We start from the raw sequence: 17,667 nt of genomic DNA, 5'->3' as shown, positions 1-17,667 counted from the left end.
GTGGGCGTGGGACGTGCCAGGACCAGGTGGGAACAGATCGCTTCGGACGCGGCCGAACGGCTGTTCGCGGCAGGGCAGTTGCTGCAGCGGGCACCGACCACGCCGGAGGGGCGGGCGGTCTTCCGCACGGATCAGCGGGTCAATGACCAGCCGTACCGGGATCGGTGGGCGCACGACAAGGTGGTGCGCTCCACTCACGGAGTGAACTGCACGGGTTCGTGTTCATGGCAGGTGTACGTCAAGGACGGCCTGATCACCTGGGAGACCCAGGCGACCGATTACCCCTCGGCGGGCCCGGACCGCCCCGACTACGAACCGCGGGGCTGCCCGCGCGGCGCCTCGTTCTCCTGGTACACGTACTCGCCGACACGGGTGCGCTACCCGCACGCACGCGGCGTGCTGGTGGAGATGTTCCGCGAGGCCAAGCGCCGTGCGGACGGAGACCCGGTCGCGGCGTGGGCGGAGATCACCGGTGATCCGGACAAGCGGCGCCGCTACCAGTCGGCACGCGGCAAGGGCGGCCTGGTGCGCATCGGCTGGGACGAGGCGCTGGAGATCGCCGCCGCCGCACACGTGCACACGCTGCGGGAGTACGGCCCGGACCGGATCGCCGGCTTCTCCCCCATCCCGGCGATGTCGATGGCCTCGCACGCGGTCGGTGCCCGCTTCCACGCCTTGATCGGCGCGCCGATGCTGTCGTTCTACGACTGGTACGCGGATCTGCCGGTCGCCTCGCCGCAGGTGTTCGGTGACCAGACCGACGTGCCCGAGTCGGGCGACTGGTGGGACGCGGCGTATCTGATGCTGTGGGGCTCCAACGTCCCGGTCACCCGTACCCCGGACGCCCACTGGATGGCCGAGGCCCGCTACCGCGGCCAGAAGGTCGTGGTGGTCTCCCCGGACTACGCGGATGCCACGAAGTTCGCCGACGAGTGGCTGCACCCCCATCCGGGCACCGACGGGGCGCTCGCCATGGCCATGGGGCACGTCATCCTGCGCGAGTGCTTCGTCGAACGGCAGGTCCCGTACTTCACCGACTACGTCAAGCGGTTCACCGACCTGCCGTTCCTCGTCGCCCTAGACGAGCGGGGGACGGACACGCACACCCCCGGGGCGTTCGTGACGGCCCGGGACCTGGATCTGGCCAGGGACGCCGAGGCGGCGGCACGGCGCTGGATGCCGGTGCTCTACGACACGGTGTCCGACCGGCCGGTCGTGCCGAACGGCACCCTGGGCGACCGCTGGGGCAAGTCGAGCGAGGGCCGCTGGAACCTGGATCTCGGCGACACCGAGCCGCTGCTGAGCTTCCACGGCCGCCCCGGCGCGGTGCCGGCCGGCATCGAACTGCCGCGCTTCGACGAGCGGGGAGAGACGGTACGGCGTACGGTGCCGGCGCTGCGGCTGGGCGACCGCCTGGTCACGACCGTCTTCGACCTGATGCTGGCCCAGTACGGTGTGGGCCGCGACGGCCGGCCCGTGCCGTACGAGGACGCGGCAACGCCGGGTACTCCCGCCTGGCAGGAGGCGATCACGTCGGTGCCCGCGATGGCGGTGGTGCGTGCGGCGCGGGAGTTCGCGCGGACCGCGGAGCAGACCAAGGGCCGCTGCATGATCGTGATGGGGGCCGGCACCAACCACTGGTTCCACTCCGACACGATCTACCGGTCCTTCCTTTCGCTCCTGCTGCTCACGGGCTGCCAGGGCGTCAACGGCGGCGGCTGGGCGCACTACGTGGGGCAGGAGAAGGTGCGGCCGTACGCGGGCTGGCAGCAGATGGCCACGGCCTCCGACTGGGTGCGCCCCTCGCGCCAGATGGCGGGCACGCCGTACTGGTATCTGCACACGGACCAGTGGCGCTACGAGGGGTTCACCACCGACGCTCTGACCTCGCCGACCGCACCCGGCGCCCTCACCGGCCTGCACACGGCCGACCTCGTCGCACGGTCCGCCCGGCAGGGGTGGATGCCGTCCGCCCCCACCTTCGGCGCCAACCCCCTGGAGCTCGGGCGCCGCGTCCATGAGGAGGGCGTCGATCCGGCGCGGTGGGTGGCCCGCGAGCGGGACGCCGGCCGGCTCTCCTACGCCTGTGAGGACCCCGACGATCCGGCCAACTGGCCGCGGGTGCTCACCGTGTGGCGGGCCAACCTGATCGGTTCCTCGGCCAAGGGCAACGAGTTCTTCCTGCGGCACCTGCTGGGCGCGTCCGACAACGCCACGGCCGAAGAGGCCCCGCCCGAACTCAGGCCCCGGGACGTGACCTGGCGGGACGAGGCCCCCCGCGGCAAGCTCGACCTGCTGCTGGCGCTGGACTTCCGCATGACGTCCACGACGCTCTTCGCCGACCTGGTGCTGCCCGCGGCCACGTGGTACGAGAAGCACGACCTGTCCAGCACGGACATGCACCCCTACGTGCACGCCTTCTCCCCGGCGATCAGCCCGCCCTGGCAGGCGCGCACGGACTTCGAGATCTTCCACGGACTGGCCGCCGAGGTCAGCCGGCTGGCCGCGGGACGCCTGGACGTGGCCCATGACCTGGTGGCCACCGCGCTGCAGCACGACACCCCCGGGGAGGCCCCGCCCGACGGGCCCACCGGCCCCCGGTTCACGGTCGTCGAACGGGACTACACCGCGATCGGCGACCAGATCGCCGCACTGGGCCCGCTGGCCGAGGAACAGGGCATGACGGTGAAGGGCGTGACCGTGTCGCCCGTACAGGAAGCCGGCTGGCTCGCCGCGCGGTGCGGTACGGCGTCCCGTGGCCCTGCGCGCGGACGGCCCCTGCTCGACACGGACGTCAAGCTGTGCGAGGCGATCCTGGCCCTGTCGGGCACGACCAACGGCAGGCTGGCCGCGGAGGGCTTCGAGCGGCTCGCCGAGCGCTGCGGCGCCGACACCGGCCTCGCCGAGCTGGCCTCGTCGGTGGCCGAGCGGCGCGTGGAGTTCTCCGACACGCAGGCCCGCCCGGTGCAGGTCGGGGCGAGCTTCGAGTGGTCGGGGAAGGAGGCACCGGACCGCCGCTACTCACCGTTCACGATCAACACCGAGCACTTCAAGCCCTGGCACACGCTCACCGGGCGCCAGCACTTCTACCTCGACCATCCCTGGATCGCCGAGTACGGCGAACAACTCCCGGTCTACCGGCCGCCACTGGACCTGAACGTCCTCGGCGAGCAGCCGCGCGTCACCGGCGGCGACGAAGGGCGTTCGGTGACCGTGCGCTATCTGACGCCCCACTCGAAATGGTCGATCCACTCCGAGTACCAGGAGAACCTGCTGATGCAGACCCTGGCCCGCGGCGGCCCGGTCATCTGGATCAGCGTGGACGACGCCGCCGCGATCGGCGTGGCCGACAACGACTGGATCGAGGCGGTCAACCGCAACGGCGTCGTCGTGGCCCGCGCGGTCGTCTCCCATCGCATGCCGCCGGGCACCGTGTTCATGTACCACGTCCAGGAACGCCTCGTGAACGTCCCCAAGTCCGAGGCCACCGGCCGGCGCGGCGGCGTCCACAACGCCCTCACCCGGCTCCTGATCAAGCCGACCCATCTCATCGGCGGCCACGCGCAGTTGTCCTTCGCCCCCAACTACTACGGCCCCACCGGCAACCAGCGCGACGCCGTCACCGTCATCCGCCGCCGCTCCCAGGAGGTCGACTACTGATGAGGATCATGGCCCAGGTGGCGATGGTGATGAACCTCGACAAGTGCATCGGCTGCCACACCTGCTCGGTCACCTGCAAACAGACCTGGACCAACCGGTCCGGCACCGAGTACGTGTGGTTCAACAACGTCGAGACGCGCCCCGGCCAGGGCTACCCCCGCGGCTACGAGGACCAGGAGCGATGGCAGGGCGGCTGGCGGCTCAAACACGGCCGCCTGGTGCCGCGCAGCGGCGGCCGGGCCCGGCGCCTGGCCCGCCTGTTCGCCAACCCCGGCCTGCCCTCGCTCGACGACTACTACGAGCCGTGGACCTACGACTACGAGAACCTGATCAGCGCGCCGCTCGGCGACGACGTCCCCACAGCCCCGCCCCGCTCCCTGATCGACGGCGAGCCCACCCGCGTGACCTGGGGCCCCAACTGGGACGACGACCTGGGCGGCGGACCCGAGCACATCGCGGGCGACCCGGTCCTGAAGCAGATGAACGAGCGGGTGCGGCTGGAGTACGAGCAGGCGTTCATGTTCTACCTCCCGCGCATCTGCGAGCACTGCCTCAACCCCTCGTGCGTCGCGGTGTGTCCCTCCGGGGCGCTGTACAAGCGGATCGAGGACGGCATCGTCCTCGTCGACCAGGACCGCTGCCGCGGCTGGCGCATGTGCGTGACCGGATGCCCGTACAAGAAGGTGTACTTCAACCACGCCACCGGCAAGGCCGAGAAGTGCACGCTGTGCTACCCGCGCATCGAGGCCGGGCAGCCCACCGTCTGCTCCGAGACCTGCGTGGGCCGCCTGCGCTATCTCGGCGTCATCCTCTACGACGCCGACAAGGTGGGCGAGGCCGCCGCCACCGCCGATGAACAGGACCTGTACGAGGCGCAGTTGGGCTGCTTCCTCGACCCCGGCGACCCCGCGGTGCAGCGGGCCGCCGAGGACGCCGGCATCCCGCACGACTGGGTCACCGCGGCCCGGCGCTCACCCGTGCACGCCCTCATCAGCCGTTACAAGGTCGCGCTGCCCCTGCATCCCGAGTACCGCACGATGCCCATGGTCTGGTACGTCCCGCCCCTGTCGCCGGTCGTGGAGTCCCTCACCGCCACCGGCCACGACGGGGAGGATCCCGCGAAACTGTTCGCGGCGATCGACTCCCTGCGCATCCCCCTGGAATACCTCGCCGGGCTCTTCACCGCGGGCGACGTGGCTCCCGTGGAGGCCGCGCTGTGCCGGCTCGCGGCGATGCGCTCCCACATGCGGCGCGTCAACCTCGGCGAGGAGCGGGACCCGGCCATCGCCCGCGCCGTCGGCATGGACGCCGAGGACATCGAGGGCATGTACCGGCTGCTCGCCCTCGCCAAGTACGACGAGCGCTACGTGATCCCCACCGGCTACACCGCCGGCACTCCCGAGGACGAGCTGGGCGGCTGCGGTCTCGACGGCCCCGGCGGCCCGGGCATGTACGACCCGGGCACCTTTCACGCCACGCCCGCCCCCGAGCCGGAGGGCGCGCAGGCGTCGCTGCGCGGCCGCGTCAACCTTCTGAACTGGAACGGGCGCGGGCGTCCCGACGGCCTCTTCCCGCGCGGCGGGGGGAACCGGACGTGAGCACGGCACTGATCCACCAGGCGGCCTCGCTGCTCCTGCTCCACCCCGACCGGGACTGGCCCCGCCGTCTGCACCTGGTCACGGACGCCCTGGGCGGCGTGCCACGCGCGCAGGCCGAGCCGCTGACACGGTTCTGCGCGGCCGTCACGGGCGTATCCGCCCTGGAGTTGTCGGCCCGCTATGTGACCACGTTCGACCGCAGCCGGCGGCGCACCCTGCACCTGACCTACTACACGGACGGTGACACCCGCCGCCGCGGCCGGTCGCTGCTGGACTGGCGTGAGCTGTACCGCGCGCACGGCTGGCAGCCGCCCGCCGACGAACTGCCCGACTTCCTGCCCCTGGCCCTGGAGTTCGCCGCCCGCTGCCCCGAGCCGGGCCGCAGGGCCTTGCAGGATCACCGCGCGGCACTGGAACTCCTCCGCCTCGCGCTGCACGAGCACCGCAGCCCCTACGCCGACATCCTGGAAGCGGTCTGCGGCACCCTGCCCGGCGCTTCCCCCGCCGATCGCGCCGCCGCCCTGCGCCTGGCCCGCTCCGGCCCGCCCACCGAGTCCGTCGGCCTGCTGCCCTTTCCCGCGCGCCCGACGGTCCCGCACGTCGAGGAGACTTCCCGGTGAACCATCTCCACATCGCCCTGTGGGGCGTACTGCCCTATCTCGTCCTCACCGTCCTGGTCGCCGGTACCGCCTGGCGTTACCGCTACGACCGGTTCGGCTTCACCACCCGCTCCAGCCAGCTGCACGAACACCGCCTGCTGAGCATCGGAGGCCCGCTGTTCCACTACGGGCTGCTGTTCGTGGCGGCCGGGCACGTCATCGGCCTGCTCGTACCCGAGTCGTTCACCGAACGCGTCCATGTGCACGAGAGGCTGTACCACGCCAACGCCCTGATCGTCGGCGGCACCGCGGGCCTCGCCACCCTCGCCGGCCTGGCGATCCTCCTCCACCGGCGGCTGCGCGTGCCCGCCGTCCGGGCCGCGACCAGCCGCAGCGACCGCGCCGTCTACCCGATCCTGGTCTGCGTCCTGCTGGCAGGACTCACCGCCACGGCCACCACTCTCCGACCGCACCCCTACGACTACCGCCTCGGCGTCTCGCTGTGGTTCCGCTCCCTGTTCACCCTCGACCCGAACGTGCCCGCCATGGCCCACGCACCGCTCGCCTACCAGGTCCACGCCCTGCTCGCCATGGCCCTGTTCGCGCTGTGGCCCTTCAGCCGCCTCGTCCACGCCTTCACCGCACCCCTCGGTTACCTGGCCCGCCCCTATGTCGTCTACCGCTCCCGCGGCACGCGGCGCGCCCCGACCGCGCACCGGCCGGGTCAGCAGCCGGCACCGCCCGCCGCCGTACGCCGGTGACGCGGCCGGCGCTCCTCGACCGGTGCCGACGGCTTCCCCCGGCCTGCTTCGCGCCCGTGATGGCCACCGGCGCCGTCTCCCGTGTCCTGGCGCAGTCCGACGCACGTACGACGTCCGCCCTGCTGCTCGGCATCGCGGTGGCCGCCTACGTCACACTCCTGGCCGCCACCGTCCTCAAGGCACTCCACCACCGGGACGCCCTCAGGGCGGAACTCCGCGACCCGGCCCGGCTCTTCGGCCACTTCACGTTCGTCGCCGCCAGCGGGGTCCTAGCCACGCGGCTCGTCCACGGCCCCACCCGAGGCGCCGCCTACGCCCTGCTCTGCGTCGCGGCGGTCGTGTGGACGGCCTTGGCCGGCGCGGCCGTCGCCCTCGCGCGCTCGGGTGGACGCACCATGCTGCGGTACGCCGACGGCACCTGGTTTCTGGCCACCGTCGGCCTGCAGGCCCTTGCCCTCACCGTCGTCGGCCTGCACCCCGGTCGTGCCGTCATCACGGCCACCCTCGCGCTCTGGGCGACCGGGGTCCTCATGTACACGGTCACCCTCACCTCGGTCGTCCTTCGGCTGCTGCGCGATCCGCCCGAGGCGGCGCACCTGGCGCCCACCTACTGGATCACCATGGGTGCCGCCGCCATCAGCACCCTCGCGGGCGCCCAACTGATCACATCTGAACGGCTCTTGCCTCGCCCCGCCCGAGTCCCTCTCGACACCGCGGTCACCGTCCTGTGGTCCTGGGCCACGGTGCTGATCGTCCCTTTGCTGGCCGCAGGGGTGTGGCGGCACCTGTACCACCGCGTTCCCCTCCCCTACGACCTCACCCTCTGGTGCATCGTCTTCCCCCTGGGCATGTACACCACGGCCACCGCCCAGCTCGCCACCGTACGAGGAACGACCGCCCTGACGGCCGTCGAGCGCCCGCTCGTGTGCGTCGCCGCGGCGGCATGGCTGGCGGTCGCAGCGCGTTTCCTGACAGCTCCTTACGGACCCGCTCGGACCTGACCGCGCTGTCCCGCCAGGGGCACGTGTGGATCCGCGAGAACGGGAAAGTCCGGGGCTGTGGACGTGGACCTGGTGACCTTCGGGCACAGCACCGCCGGCCGGGACCGGATCGCCGAGCTGCTGGGTCACGCCGGCGTCACGGCCGTCGTGGACGTGCGGACCGCTCCCGGCAGCCGCCGCGACCCCGATCTGTCGCGGCGGCGGCTCGCCGAGTGGATGCCGGGCCTCGGCATCGCCTACCGGTGGGAACCCGCCCTCGGCGGGTTCCGCACACCTCCCGTGGACAGCCCGGACACCGTCTGGCGCAACGCCTCCTTCCGCGGCTACGCCGCCCACACCCGCGCCCCCGAGTTCGTCACCGCGATGGACCGGGTGCTGCGCGAGGCCGCGGATGTCCGTACCGCCGTGATGTGCAGCGAGGCGGTCTGGTGGCGCTGCCACCGCCGGCTGATCGCCGACTTCGCGGTACTCGCGCGCGGCGTACCGGTGCACCACCTCATGCACGACGGGCGCCTCAGCGCTCATGCGCCGACGCCCGGCGCCCGTCTGCGCGAGGACGGGCTCGTCGTGTACGACGGTCCTGGCTGAGCCCCTCAGAGCAGCTTGTCGACCGCCGTGACGGTGGTGGCCTTGAAGTCGGACACCTGGGCGTGCTGGAAGGTGCCCATCTGGCCCCACCGGACGACCGTCACGGTCGTGCCGTCGCGGCCGACCGAGAACAGGTTGATGTCGGAGGAACCCCACGTCGAAGCGGTGTGGACGCCGTAGACGTAGGCGCCCTCCTCGACGTCCAGCCGGCCGTAGTTCTTCTGCGTCGCCGTGATGTCGGGGTCCTGCTGCATCAGCTTCTTCGCGCAGCCGGCGAGGTCCTTGCGCAGCAGCGCCGCGAAGTCCTTGGCCCGCTGCACACTGCGCTCCTGGACCGTGATCTGCTGGGCGTTGGTGTCGTAGTCGGTCCAGTACGAGCGGTACGAGGCGGTGGACGGCAGGGCCTCGCCCACACAGGCCGGCAGCGGGTCCGGCTGACCCGCGGTGACCTGACCGGCGTACCAGGGCGAGGTCGGGTGCGGCGGCAGTTCGGCCGGCTCCAGGAACCGGGGTGCGTCGGAAGCCGGTGCGGTGGCGGCGGCGGCCGGGAGGGCTGCCGCGGTGACACCGGCCATGGCCGACAGCGCTGCCAGCGCCGCCACGGTGGTACGGATGCCTCGGATACGGACCTGCATGTTTTCCCCCATGGGTCTGCGTGTGAACGCGCGGGCTTCAGCCCTTGCACCCACTACGACCCGCCACCCCCCGCATACGTTGCCCTGCTCACCCGCTACGGGTTCGTCCCGAATGTCACCGGCGCGTCACAGGGCGTCGGCTCGCGCATGCGTGCGGCTGATGGAGGCTCTGGGGATACCGTGAGTAACGCCCCCTGTACGCAGTAGGTTCGCTCTACGCGCGCGAGGGTGGCGGCGCGCGTTCTGGGCCGATGCGAGGGGGAGAACGACGTGCGTCCCGGAGACGAGTTCGCCGGCCGCTATGTCCTCAAGGAGGTCATCGGCGCAGGGCGCGGCGGCGACGTGTGGCTGGCCCACGACACGGTGGTGGGGCAGGACGTCGCGCTGAAGCCGGAGCGGGCCGAGGGCGACCGCGAGACCGCGGTGCGGCAGTTGCTGGGCGAGCCGCGCGCCCTGGCCAAGTTCCGTGATCACCCCCATGTCGTGACGCTGTTCGACGTCGTCACGGTGCCCTCGGGCGAGGACACGGGCGGGGACACCGGCGGGGGCGGCGAGACGTACTGGTTCGTCATGGAGTACGTGCCCGGCGGCGGCCTCGACCGGCAGCCGCCCATGAGCCCCGGGCGCGTGGCCCGGATCGGGGCCCAGCTCGCCGACGCGCTCGCCGCGTTGCACCAGGCGGGCATCGTCCACTGCGACGTCAAGCCCGCCAACGTCGGCCTCACCCGGCGCGGGGCCGCGAAGCTGCTGGACTTCGGTGCCGCCTACCGGGCCGGCGGCGGCGAGACCATCACGGCCAACGGGCCCTACAGCTTCACCCCGGACTACGCCGCCCCCGAGCTGGCCCGGGGAAACGTCCCCCGGCCGGCCTCCGACGTGTTCTGCCTGGCCGCCACCCTGCACGCCCTGGTCACCGGTTCCCCGCCGCGCGGCGGCGAGCCCCCGGCGGACGGTGACGGGGCGGGGGCCGCCGGGGAGGACCAGGACCGTCTGACGTACTGGAAGGCCGAGCAGGGCGTCGTCGAGATGGACGCCGATGCGCTGGGCCCCCTCCACCCCGTGCTCGGCGCCATGCTGCGTCGCGACCCGGGGCAGCGCCCGGATGCGGCCGAGGCCGGGCGGCTGCTGGCGGCCGTGGCGGAACACCGGACGCCGGCCCCGGACGGCCGGCCCGCCCCGCCCGGCGGCGGGCGCCCGCGGCGGCGGCGCCGGGCCCTGATCGCGGCGGCCCTCGGCGTCGGCGCCGCGGTCGTCCTGAGTCTCGTCGCCCTTCCCGGGGACGGCGACAAGCCGGGCGACGGCCGGAAGGGCACCCGTGGGTCCGCCGGGAGACAGCTGCCGAAGGACCCCTCGAACGGCGGGACGCGGGCCCTGATCGGTGATCCGCGCACCGCCGACGTGTGCGCCCTGGCCGACGCCGACGCGCTCGACCGGTTCGGGGAGAGCGAAGTCGACGTCGACTACGGCAACTTCGACCGCTGCGACGTGCTCGTCCACCCGGACGACAGGTCCCGTATCGACGTGTCGGTCCAGGTGCGCCGGGGCTCGCCGCCCGAGGCGTCGGATCCCGTCAGGACCATCGGGGGCATCGCCGTACGGGAGGCGCCGCCGAAGGAGGGCGAGTGCGGGCTGCTGCTGTCCCGGGACGACGCGGCCGGCGGCAGCGACCGCCCCCGCAGCACCGGCGGTGACATGTTCGTAGGGGTCCGTGTCGACGTGGGGCACGGCACGGTGGCGGGCGGTGCCGCGGCGCTGTGCGCGGTCGCCGACACCGCCGCCCGCAGCGCGGCCGAGGTCCTGAACCGCGGCCCGCTCCCCCGCCGTTCCCCGCCCTACCCGGCCGCCTCGCTGGCCTGGCGGAGCGCCTGCGCGCTGCTCGACGCCGAGGCGCTGTCCGTCGTCCCCGGCATCAGGGCCGACGTGCCGGAGGCCGGTGTCGCGGGCTGGGACTGCGAGTGGTTCAGCGACGTCGACGACCTGGAGGCGGAGATCGCCTTCTTCCGCGACGAACCCAAGTCCGCGCGTAACGGCCGCATCGTCCGGCTCAGCGGCTACGACGCCGTCGTCGAACCGGAGGGCAACGGCGAGGGCACCTGCACGGTGTTCGTCCCGTTCCGCGAGTACGGTGGCCGGGACGCCGAGACGGCCGTCGAGATGCTGCGGCTGCACGTCGGCGGGCAGCGGTCCAGCGGCGAACTGTGCCATCTGGCCACGGAGCTCGCCGCCTCCGCGTCAGCGAAGCTGCGAACGCGCTGATCCCCGAAGCCATGGGGAGGGGTCCCGAGCGGGTCGGGCCACGCTGACGGGTACGTCCGGCGGGGCCCGCCCCGCCGGGGCCGCACCGTGCCGATTCCGTACGAGTCGCAGGACGAGTCGCAGGACGAGTTGCACGCCCACGCACCGAGGAGACCAGCGATGACCTTCTCCGCCAGCCTCGCGCGCGGTGTCGCGCCCACCGCGCCCGGAACCCTGCACGCGCGCACGGTCACCGGCGACCTGTGTGCCCCGCCGCGTCCGGGACTGACCGTCCGCTTCGGGCGGGGCGAGCGGCCGGACGTGGACCTGGAGGTCGGCGTGGACGACCTGCGGGTGAGCCGCCGGCACGGGGAACTGACGTACCTGCGCGGGCAGTGGTGGCTGCGCAACACCGGGCGGCAGCTGGTGCGGCTGCCGCGCGGCCGGATGATGCACACCACCACCGAGCCGCTCCCCCTCGCCACCGGCTACACCCCGCTGTTCGTGAAGGGCTCCGGCTACCGCGAGCACCTGATCGAGCTGTACGTGGCCGACCACGACGACCAGGGGCCGGTGTCGCGCCGCCCGGCCGCGACCCTGCGGCCGGAGACCTGGGCGCTCGACGACGACGAACGGCTGCTGCTGGTCGTCCTCGGCCAGCGGTACCTGCTGTACGAGGAGGACCCACGCCCCCTGACGTACTCCATGGCCGCCCGGCAGCTCGTCCACCTGCGTCCGGACGGCAACTGGACGGAACGCAGGATCGAGCACCGCATCGAGGTGGTACGCCACCGCCTGCACGGCACCGGCTTCAAGTACCCGCTGGTGCACGACAAGACGGAGGAGCGGCGGCCCTACGACAACACGCTGCTGCACAACCTGCTCAAGGGCCTGGTCGAGTCGACGACGCTGGTGCCGCCGGACCTCGACCTGATGGACGACACCCCCGGCACTCCGGAACTCCAGGACGGGTCGCCCGCACAGCCCTAGCCAGGTGAGATCACGAGGGTGACCGTGCGGTTGCGGGCCGGGTCCGGGTACGGGGCGTCGCGCTGGTCCGCGCTGTCCGTGGTGAACGCCGTGAGGGGTTCGCCGCTCGCGGCGCCGAGTTCGCGGGCGGCGACCAGGGCGCGCCACAGCGCGACGACGGAACCGCCGCTGCGCGGGGCGCCGGGGACGGTGGCCGCGTGGCCGTGCACGGTGACGGACAGGTGCCGCCCGGCCAGCCGCTCACCGAGCAGGGCCAGGTGACGGGCTCCCGCCGGGGTGAGTCGGGCGCCTTCGGAGAACAGCCCCTGGGCGAAGGCGACTTCGACGGACCCGCCGTGCACGGTGACGCGCAGACCGGGTGCGCGCAGGTCATCGGCGAGCGCGGCGGCCCGACGGGCTTCGGCCTGGTCCTTGTCCTGCCCGGCGTCGGCGGTACCGCCCGCACCGGGGATCTGCCGGCCGCCCGCCGCCCGGTCCGTGTCCGCTCGGGCCGGGCGTGGGCCGTCCAGGGTGGTGAGCACGCCCACCGCGACGGCGGTCACGCACGCCGCCGCGACCAGGGCCGTACGGGCGCGGTGCCGGCCGAGCGCCGCCACCGGCCCGGTGCGGCCGAGCCGGGCGAGTCCCGCTCGGGCCGCCGGGTCGTCCGGGTGCCGGGCCAGGACCCGTCGCCAGCACTCCGCCGCCTCGGCCGTCTCCCCGCGCTGTGCGTGCACCCGCGCCCGCAGGTCGAGCACGTCCCGATGGGTGCCGGGTTCGGTGGCCTCGGCCTCCCGCAACAGCCGTAGGGCGTCCTCCAGTTCGCCCGCCCGGGCGAGCCCCCGGGCCCGCGACACGAGCAGGACGACGCCGGGCGCGGCGGAGCCCTCGGCGCCGGCCTGGTCGCTCATGTCGCTCACCGGCTCTCCTGCACCCCGCCGATCCGCCGCTCCTCCGAGACACCCGGAGGCAGCAGGCGGCGCAGGCGCTGGTTGACGGCGGACAGGGCCGTGCGGTCGCCCGCGGCGACGGCTCGGCGGCCGTCGGCGATCGCGGCGTCCGCCTGCGCGCGGGAGATCATCTCGTCGCGCAGTTCGACGAGGGAGTCAAAGACGAGGAAGTCCCACTGGTCGCTGCGGCGCAGGAGGTCGACCTGGAAGTCGCGCACCCGGTCGGCGAGCCGGCGCAGTCCGGCCGGGCTGCCGTCCTCGCCGGCGCTGGTCGCGCGGGTGCGGAGGTTCTCCAGTTCGCGGCGTTCGGCCGGCCCGCCCCCGGTCTGTTCGATGAGGTCCTCGCAGTTGTTGAGGAGGTCCCACAGTTCGTGCTGGAGGCCGGGGATGTCGATGGCCTCCTCGACGTCGTCGAGCTGGGCCTCCAGGTCACGGATGCGCCGGTCGCCCGTCCCGGCCGCCCCCGTGTCGACGGCCGCCGCGTCGACCTCCTTGCGCAGGTGGACGAAGGCCTTCTCGTCCGACAGGCCGTCGAGCCGGGTGAGGGCCTGCTCGGAGTGCACCTCCTCGGCGCGTTCCCGCAGGGCGTGCGTGCGCTGCTCCAGGTCGTGCAGCCGGTCGACCAGCTCGTCGTGCGTGGGCGCCACTAGCTGGGAGCGGTCGATGGTCGCCTCGAACTGGGCGTCGGCGACGGGGATGTCGGCGGTGACGGTGACCTCCCGGTTCGTCGCGTTGATCTCGAAGGTCACCTCGACGGGCGTCTGCGCGGGCAGGTCGAAGCGGACGTCCCGGGGCCGGATCTCCAGCAGCCCGACGCGGGTGTTGCGGTCGGCGCGCCGGCGTTCGCCCTCCAGCAGCGGGATGCGGATGACGGCGTCCGGCTGGGAGCGGCGCAGCGGGATGGACGTCTCGAACGTCTTGGTGATCGAGGTCGGCAGGGCGGTGCCCTTGCGCAGCATCGGCGCGAAGGAGCCGTCGGCCTTGCCGATGCCGAGCGTGCTGGTGAGCACGGCGTCGCCGGGCAGCACCCGGGCGTGGGTGATGGACAGGGTGTCCGGGGCGAGCCGCTGCCGGGTGCGGGTGCCGTCGGAGAGTTCCACGGTGAACCGGGACCGGGTGCCGGAGTCGATGGTCACCTCGGTGTAGAAGGCGCCGTCGGGGGTGAGGCTGGTCTGCGGTCCCCGGAAGGGCGGGTGGCCGTCGGGGTTGGTGAGGGTGACGGTGTAGCGGGTCCAGTCGGGCACGGCGGTGCCGCCGCTGATCCGGCCGGAGACGGGGATGCCGGTGGTCTCCAGCGACTGGGGTTCGTAGTGGAGTTCCACGGTGAACTCGCCCGGCGCGGCCGTGCGCGGCTTGCTCGGCATCCGCACGGTACGGGCGAAGACGGCGGCGCCGCGCGCCACCACGGTGGTCGGGTCCTGGCTGTGGTCGAGCGGGATGCCCAGGCCTTCGACGGGATCGGCCAGGAGGTCGCGCAGCCCCGGCGCGAGGGTCGCCCCGCCGACGAGCAGCAGCCGGTCGATGTGGTCGGGCCGCAGCGAGCTCTCCGCGAGGGCGTCCCGGCAGAGCCTGATCGCGCGGGCGTAGAAGGGCTGGGCGAGGTCGTCCAGGGCGCCCCGGGTGAGGGTGTACTCGAAGGGGGTCGTGCCGCCTTCGCCGTCGGAGAGGTCGAGGACGATGTCGTGGGCGGCGCGCCGGGACAGCTCGATCTTGGCGTCCTCGGCGGCCAGTTTGAGCTTGGCGAAGTCGGCTCGCCGGCGGGGGTTGCGGCGGGCGAAGTCGGGCAGAGCGAGGTCGCGCCGGACGGCGGGGACGAGCAGGTCCTCCACGATGGCCCAGTCGATGAGTTTGCCGCCCAGGCGCGGGTCGCCGGCGTGCTGGAGCAGCTGCAGTTCGCCGTCGCGCTTGCTCATCACGGCCGCGTCGAAGGTGCCGCCGCCCAGGTCGAACACCATCCAGTGGGTGGACTCGGAGGCGTCCTGCACGCCGTACGCGATGGCGGCGGCCGTCGGTTCCTGGACCAGGGGGCAGTGCTCGCCGAGGCCGGCGAGGACCGCGGCGGCGGACGTGGCGCTGTTCTGGTGCAGCGCGAAGGAGGCGGGCACGGTGATCACGGCCGCTTCCGGCGGGCTTCCGGTGTCGTGTGCGGCGTCCTGGCGCAGGGACTTGAGCACTTCGGCGGAGAGCTGCTCGGGGGTGAGGGACACCTGGGCGCGGCCGAACCGCCGGTGGTATCCGGCCACGCCCATCTCCAGCTTGAACTCGGCGTGGGCGTCGTCGGGCTGGGTGTCGGTGCGCTCGCGGGCGCGGCGGCCCACGTGGATCACGTCCGGCTTGGGCATCCACACGGCGGACGGGGTGCAGTCCCAGCCGTCGTTGTTCTTGATGACGCGTACGCCGTCGTCGTCCGCCACCGCGATGGCGCTGTTGGTGGTGCCGAGGTCGATGCCGAAGTCGATGGTCTCGCGCATTGCGGTCGTCTCCTTGGTCGTTCACATGCCGTGGGTGGGGCCGGGCGCGGGCCGGCCGACGACGACCTGCCCCATCTGGATCCGCTCGCCGCGGTAGTAGACGCTGGGCCGGAGGGTCTCCAGCACCACCTCCTGGGTCAGTCCGGGTTCGTCCTGGAAGGCGAGGACTTCGAGGGACTGGCCCGGGTCGAAGGGGGCGCCGTCGTGCTCCTGGATCTCCAGTCCGCCGTCGGCGAGCGCCTGCCGGCCGGCCTGGACATAGCGGCGCACCTGCCTGAGGTCCGCGGCCGACAGTTCGCCGGCGCGCTGGTCCAGCTTGCGCTGGGCGCGCCAGATGCCGGTGGCGGCGGCGAGCAGCGTGCCGGCGTCCGCGCCGGCCGGAGCGGGCTCGTCCGTGGCGGTCCCGGCGTCGGCGAGTACGCCGGCGACCCAGTCCGCCTGGCCGGTGCCGAGGAACGGCGGCGGGACGCGGAACTCGGGCGGGTGCCGCAACTGGCCGAGGGCGGCGCGCACCCGGCTGCCGCGGCCGGTCCGGCCTCCGCGGCCTGAGGGGAAGCTCATTTCCTCCTCCGTACGCTGCGTGCGGCGTCGGCGAAGGACACCACCATCTGGACGAAGTAGCCGAGTACGCCGATGCCGCCGAGCCCGACGATGAGCACGGGGACGATGCCGTAGATCTCGATCAGGGCGGAGAGCGAGCCGCCGATGACGGCGAGCACCAGCAGGAACCAGAACCAGGGGAACGGCCGCCTGACCCGCGCGGGGCGGCGACCGGTGCCCGTGAGGTGGTCGTAGATGAACTCCCAGTTCTCCTTCAGCCCGTCCGAGTCGCGGTCCGGGCCGATCTCGTACGCCTTCTCCGCGAGCCAGAGCATCTCCTCGCGCCGGGAGGCGCTCGGCGGGCGGTGCACGGACACGCCGAGGAGTTCCACCGCGAGGTTGTTCAGCCCGACGGCGACGATGTGGGCGGTCTCGTCGTAGCGCCAGTCGGAGACGAACGCTCTGAGCGGCGCCATGTCCTCGAAGGCGGGCACCACGTGGTCGCGCAGCAGCAGGAACGCCTCGCGGTAGTGGGCGGCCTCACGCTCCCGCTCCGCCGTCAGAAGGTCGCCGTGGATCTTCTCGTACGCCTCTTCCACCGCGCCCTCGAACAACTCGGAGAACAGGCCGGCGAAGGGCGGGAATCCGGCCCAGGCCGAGCAGACGGGCGTCAGCCGGGTCGCGTCGGCCCGGTCGGCGAAGAGCTGGGGGAAGGGCGAGACGAGCAGTCGGGGCAGCCCGGCCAGGAGGTCGTCGGCCGCGCCCTCGTCGAGCCGGGGGTCGCCGAGCGCCCTGATCCGGTGCCGGACGTGCCGCCGCAGTGCCCCGTCCGCCAGCAGGCGGCCCCAGGCGGACGCCGCGCCCTCCCACAGGGGCGCCCGCTGCTCGACGGGCAGCGGGGACCGCCCGGTCTCCGCCTCCAGTACCCGGGCGTGCAGCAGCACGGCGGTGTCGTGCCGTTCGTGCACGTCCGGGGCGCAGTCGCAGCCGGAGTCCGGGGTGTCCCACAGCCACAGCAGCTCGTCGACCATGCGCCGGCGCGGGTCCTGGAGGCCCTCGAAGGAGGCCCGCACCTCGTCCTTGCCGTAGCCGCCGGCCGGGGCCAGGTCCGGCGCTCCGGGCCAGCGGTCCTCGACGGCCAGCCGCGCCTCCGCCTTCTGCCGGTGCCGCCGCACGGCCGGTCCGCTCGCGCGGGTGGGCAGGCCGGTCACGGCGAAGACGTTCCTGCGGTACAGCTGTGTGCCCGCCAGTTCCTCGAAACGGTCGAACTCCCGCACCGGCGTGGTCACATGATCACCCCCCGGCGCCAGGTCATGAGCCGTGTCGGATGCCGCTCGCGCAGCGGCGGGCAGCGGCCGGTGGTCTCCTCCAGCAGGCCGGCGGCCTCGGCGACGCCCGTCGCCGTGTCCTGCGTGCGGTCGAGCACGTGCTCACGCACCTTCCCCACCGGTGAATCCACCCGCGACGTCGCCGGTCCCCCTGCGCCCGCCCGCCGATGCGGCGGCGCGGGACGTCAGGGTAGGGAGCCCCCGCCGGGACCCCTCCCGGACTGCCGGGGAGGGCGCCGAACGGCGGATGCCGCGGCCCCGCGCCGGGCGCGCGCCGCCCGGCCCGTCCGTGGTCCGCTTCACACCGGCGCGGGGGCAGGCCCGGGTCTTAC

At 73.3% G+C, this 17,667-nt stretch carries 14 protein-coding genes; 8 read left to right on the top strand and 6 right to left on the bottom strand.

Annotated elements, in window-relative coordinates; translation table 11 throughout:
- The first annotated feature begins 6 nt into the window (after positions 1-6).
- The 6 genes from CCL05_RS07920 to CCL05_RS07895 are packed head-to-tail and all read left to right on the top strand — an operon-like array spanning position 7 to position 8,207.
- Complete coding sequence (locus CCL05_RS07920; protein ID WP_244204208.1) at positions 7-3,660, top strand: nitrate reductase subunit alpha; 3,654 nt, start codon at positions 7-9, stop codon at positions 3,658-3,660.
- Entirely contained in the window at positions 3,660-5,258 is a 1,599-nt protein-coding gene (gene narH / locus CCL05_RS07915; RefSeq protein WP_167409528.1) for a nitrate reductase subunit beta, read from the top strand. The genes CCL05_RS07920 and narH overlap by 1 nt, the downstream gene beginning before the upstream one ends.
- Complete coding sequence (narJ, locus tag CCL05_RS07910) at positions 5,255-5,878, top strand: nitrate reductase molybdenum cofactor assembly chaperone (RefSeq protein ID WP_086559769.1); 624 nt, start codon at positions 5,255-5,257, stop codon at positions 5,876-5,878. Before narH ends, narJ begins: the two co-directional genes overlap by 4 nt.
- Positions 5,875-6,618 (top strand): respiratory nitrate reductase subunit gamma, encoded by a 744-nt coding sequence (gene narI, locus CCL05_RS07905; protein WP_086559768.1) that lies wholly within the window; start codon positions 5,875-5,877, stop codon positions 6,616-6,618. Before narJ ends, narI begins: the two co-directional genes overlap by 4 nt.
- Positions 6,615-7,619 carry a tellurite resistance/C4-dicarboxylate transporter family protein gene (locus CCL05_RS07900; RefSeq protein ID WP_143589830.1) on the top strand — a complete coding sequence of 335 codons (1,005 nt, stop codon included), beginning with the start codon at positions 6,615-6,617 and terminating at the stop codon, positions 7,617-7,619. The genes narI and CCL05_RS07900 overlap by 4 nt, the downstream gene beginning before the upstream one ends.
- A 57-nt stretch (positions 7,620-7,676) precedes the next feature.
- Complete coding sequence (locus CCL05_RS07895; RefSeq protein WP_086559766.1) at positions 7,677-8,207, top strand: DUF488 domain-containing protein; 531 nt, start codon at positions 7,677-7,679, stop codon at positions 8,205-8,207.
- A gap of 5 nt (positions 8,208-8,212) precedes the next feature.
- Here the strand turns inward: CCL05_RS07895 and CCL05_RS07890 are convergent, their stop codons facing one another.
- Positions 8,213-8,842, bottom strand: a complete 630-nt coding sequence (locus tag CCL05_RS07890) for a hypothetical protein (protein WP_086559765.1) — start codon at positions 8,840-8,842, stop codon at positions 8,213-8,215.
- Between the two features lie 270 nt (positions 8,843-9,112).
- On the opposite strand from CCL05_RS07890, the gene CCL05_RS07885 reads away from it, so the two are divergent.
- Both CCL05_RS07885 and CCL05_RS07880 read left to right on the top strand, forming a co-directional pair.
- Positions 9,113-11,098: a serine/threonine-protein kinase gene (locus CCL05_RS07885; RefSeq protein ID WP_086559764.1), complete on the top strand. Its 1,986-nt coding sequence runs from the start codon at positions 9,113-9,115 to the stop codon at positions 11,096-11,098.
- A gap of 159 nt (positions 11,099-11,257) precedes the next feature.
- The gene (locus CCL05_RS07880; protein ID WP_086559763.1) at positions 11,258-12,067 is read left to right on the top strand and encodes an FHA domain-containing protein; all 810 of its coding nucleotides are present in this window, start codon (positions 11,258-11,260) and stop codon (positions 12,065-12,067) included.
- Here the strand turns inward: CCL05_RS07880 and CCL05_RS07875 are convergent.
- The 5 genes from CCL05_RS07875 to CCL05_RS44740 are packed head-to-tail and all read right to left on the bottom strand — an operon-like array spanning position 12,064 to position 17,454.
- Complete coding sequence (locus CCL05_RS07875) at positions 12,064-12,957, bottom strand: tetratricopeptide repeat protein (protein WP_086559780.1); 894 nt, start codon at positions 12,955-12,957, stop codon at positions 12,064-12,066. The genes CCL05_RS07880 and CCL05_RS07875 overlap by 4 nt on opposite strands.
- A gap of 5 nt (positions 12,958-12,962) precedes the next feature.
- Entirely contained in the window at positions 12,963-15,467 is a 2,505-nt protein-coding gene (locus tag CCL05_RS07870) for an Hsp70 family protein (protein WP_086559762.1), read from the bottom strand.
- Between the two features lie 21 nt (positions 15,468-15,488).
- Positions 15,489-16,028 (bottom strand): hypothetical protein, encoded by a 540-nt coding sequence (locus CCL05_RS07865; RefSeq protein ID WP_086559761.1) that lies wholly within the window; start codon positions 16,026-16,028, stop codon positions 15,489-15,491.
- Positions 16,025-17,296: a hypothetical protein gene (locus CCL05_RS07860; protein ID WP_086559760.1), complete on the bottom strand. Its 1,272-nt coding sequence runs from the start codon at positions 17,294-17,296 to the stop codon at positions 16,025-16,027. Before CCL05_RS07860 ends, CCL05_RS07865 begins: the two co-directional genes overlap by 4 nt.
- Complete coding sequence (locus CCL05_RS44740) at positions 17,293-17,454, bottom strand: hypothetical protein (RefSeq protein WP_158102426.1); 162 nt, start codon at positions 17,452-17,454, stop codon at positions 17,293-17,295. Before CCL05_RS44740 ends, CCL05_RS07860 begins: the two co-directional genes overlap by 4 nt.
- Between the last annotated feature and the right edge of the window lie 213 nt (positions 17,455-17,667).

This window comes from Streptomyces africanus (genome assembly GCF_002150735.1).
Taxonomy (GTDB): Bacteria; Actinomycetota; Actinomycetes; order Streptomycetales; family Streptomycetaceae; genus Streptomyces; species Streptomyces africanus.
This window is presented reverse-complemented; position numbering and strand designations above follow the sequence as displayed.

Excerpts from the sequence above, each read along its gene's own strand:
- CCL05_RS07890 (WP_086559765.1), bottom strand. The coding sequence starts at position 8,842 with ATGCAGGTCCGTATCCGAGGCATCCGTACCACCGTGGCGGCGCTGGCA.
- CCL05_RS07875 (WP_086559780.1), bottom strand. The coding sequence starts at position 12,957 with ATGAGCGACCAGGCCGGCGCCGAGGGCTCCGCCGCGCCCGGCGTCGTC.
- narH (WP_167409528.1), top strand. The coding sequence starts at position 3,660 with ATGAGGATCATGGCCCAGGTGGCGATGGTGATGAACCTCGACAAGTGC.
- CCL05_RS07865 (WP_086559761.1), bottom strand. The coding sequence starts at position 16,028 with ATGAGCTTCCCCTCAGGCCGCGGAGGCCGGACCGGCCGCGGCAGCCGG.
- CCL05_RS07870 (WP_086559762.1), bottom strand. The coding sequence starts at position 15,467 with ATGCGCGAGACCATCGACTTCGGCATCGACCTCGGCACCACCAACAGC.
- CCL05_RS07880 (WP_086559763.1), top strand. The coding sequence starts at position 11,258 with ATGACCTTCTCCGCCAGCCTCGCGCGCGGTGTCGCGCCCACCGCGCCC.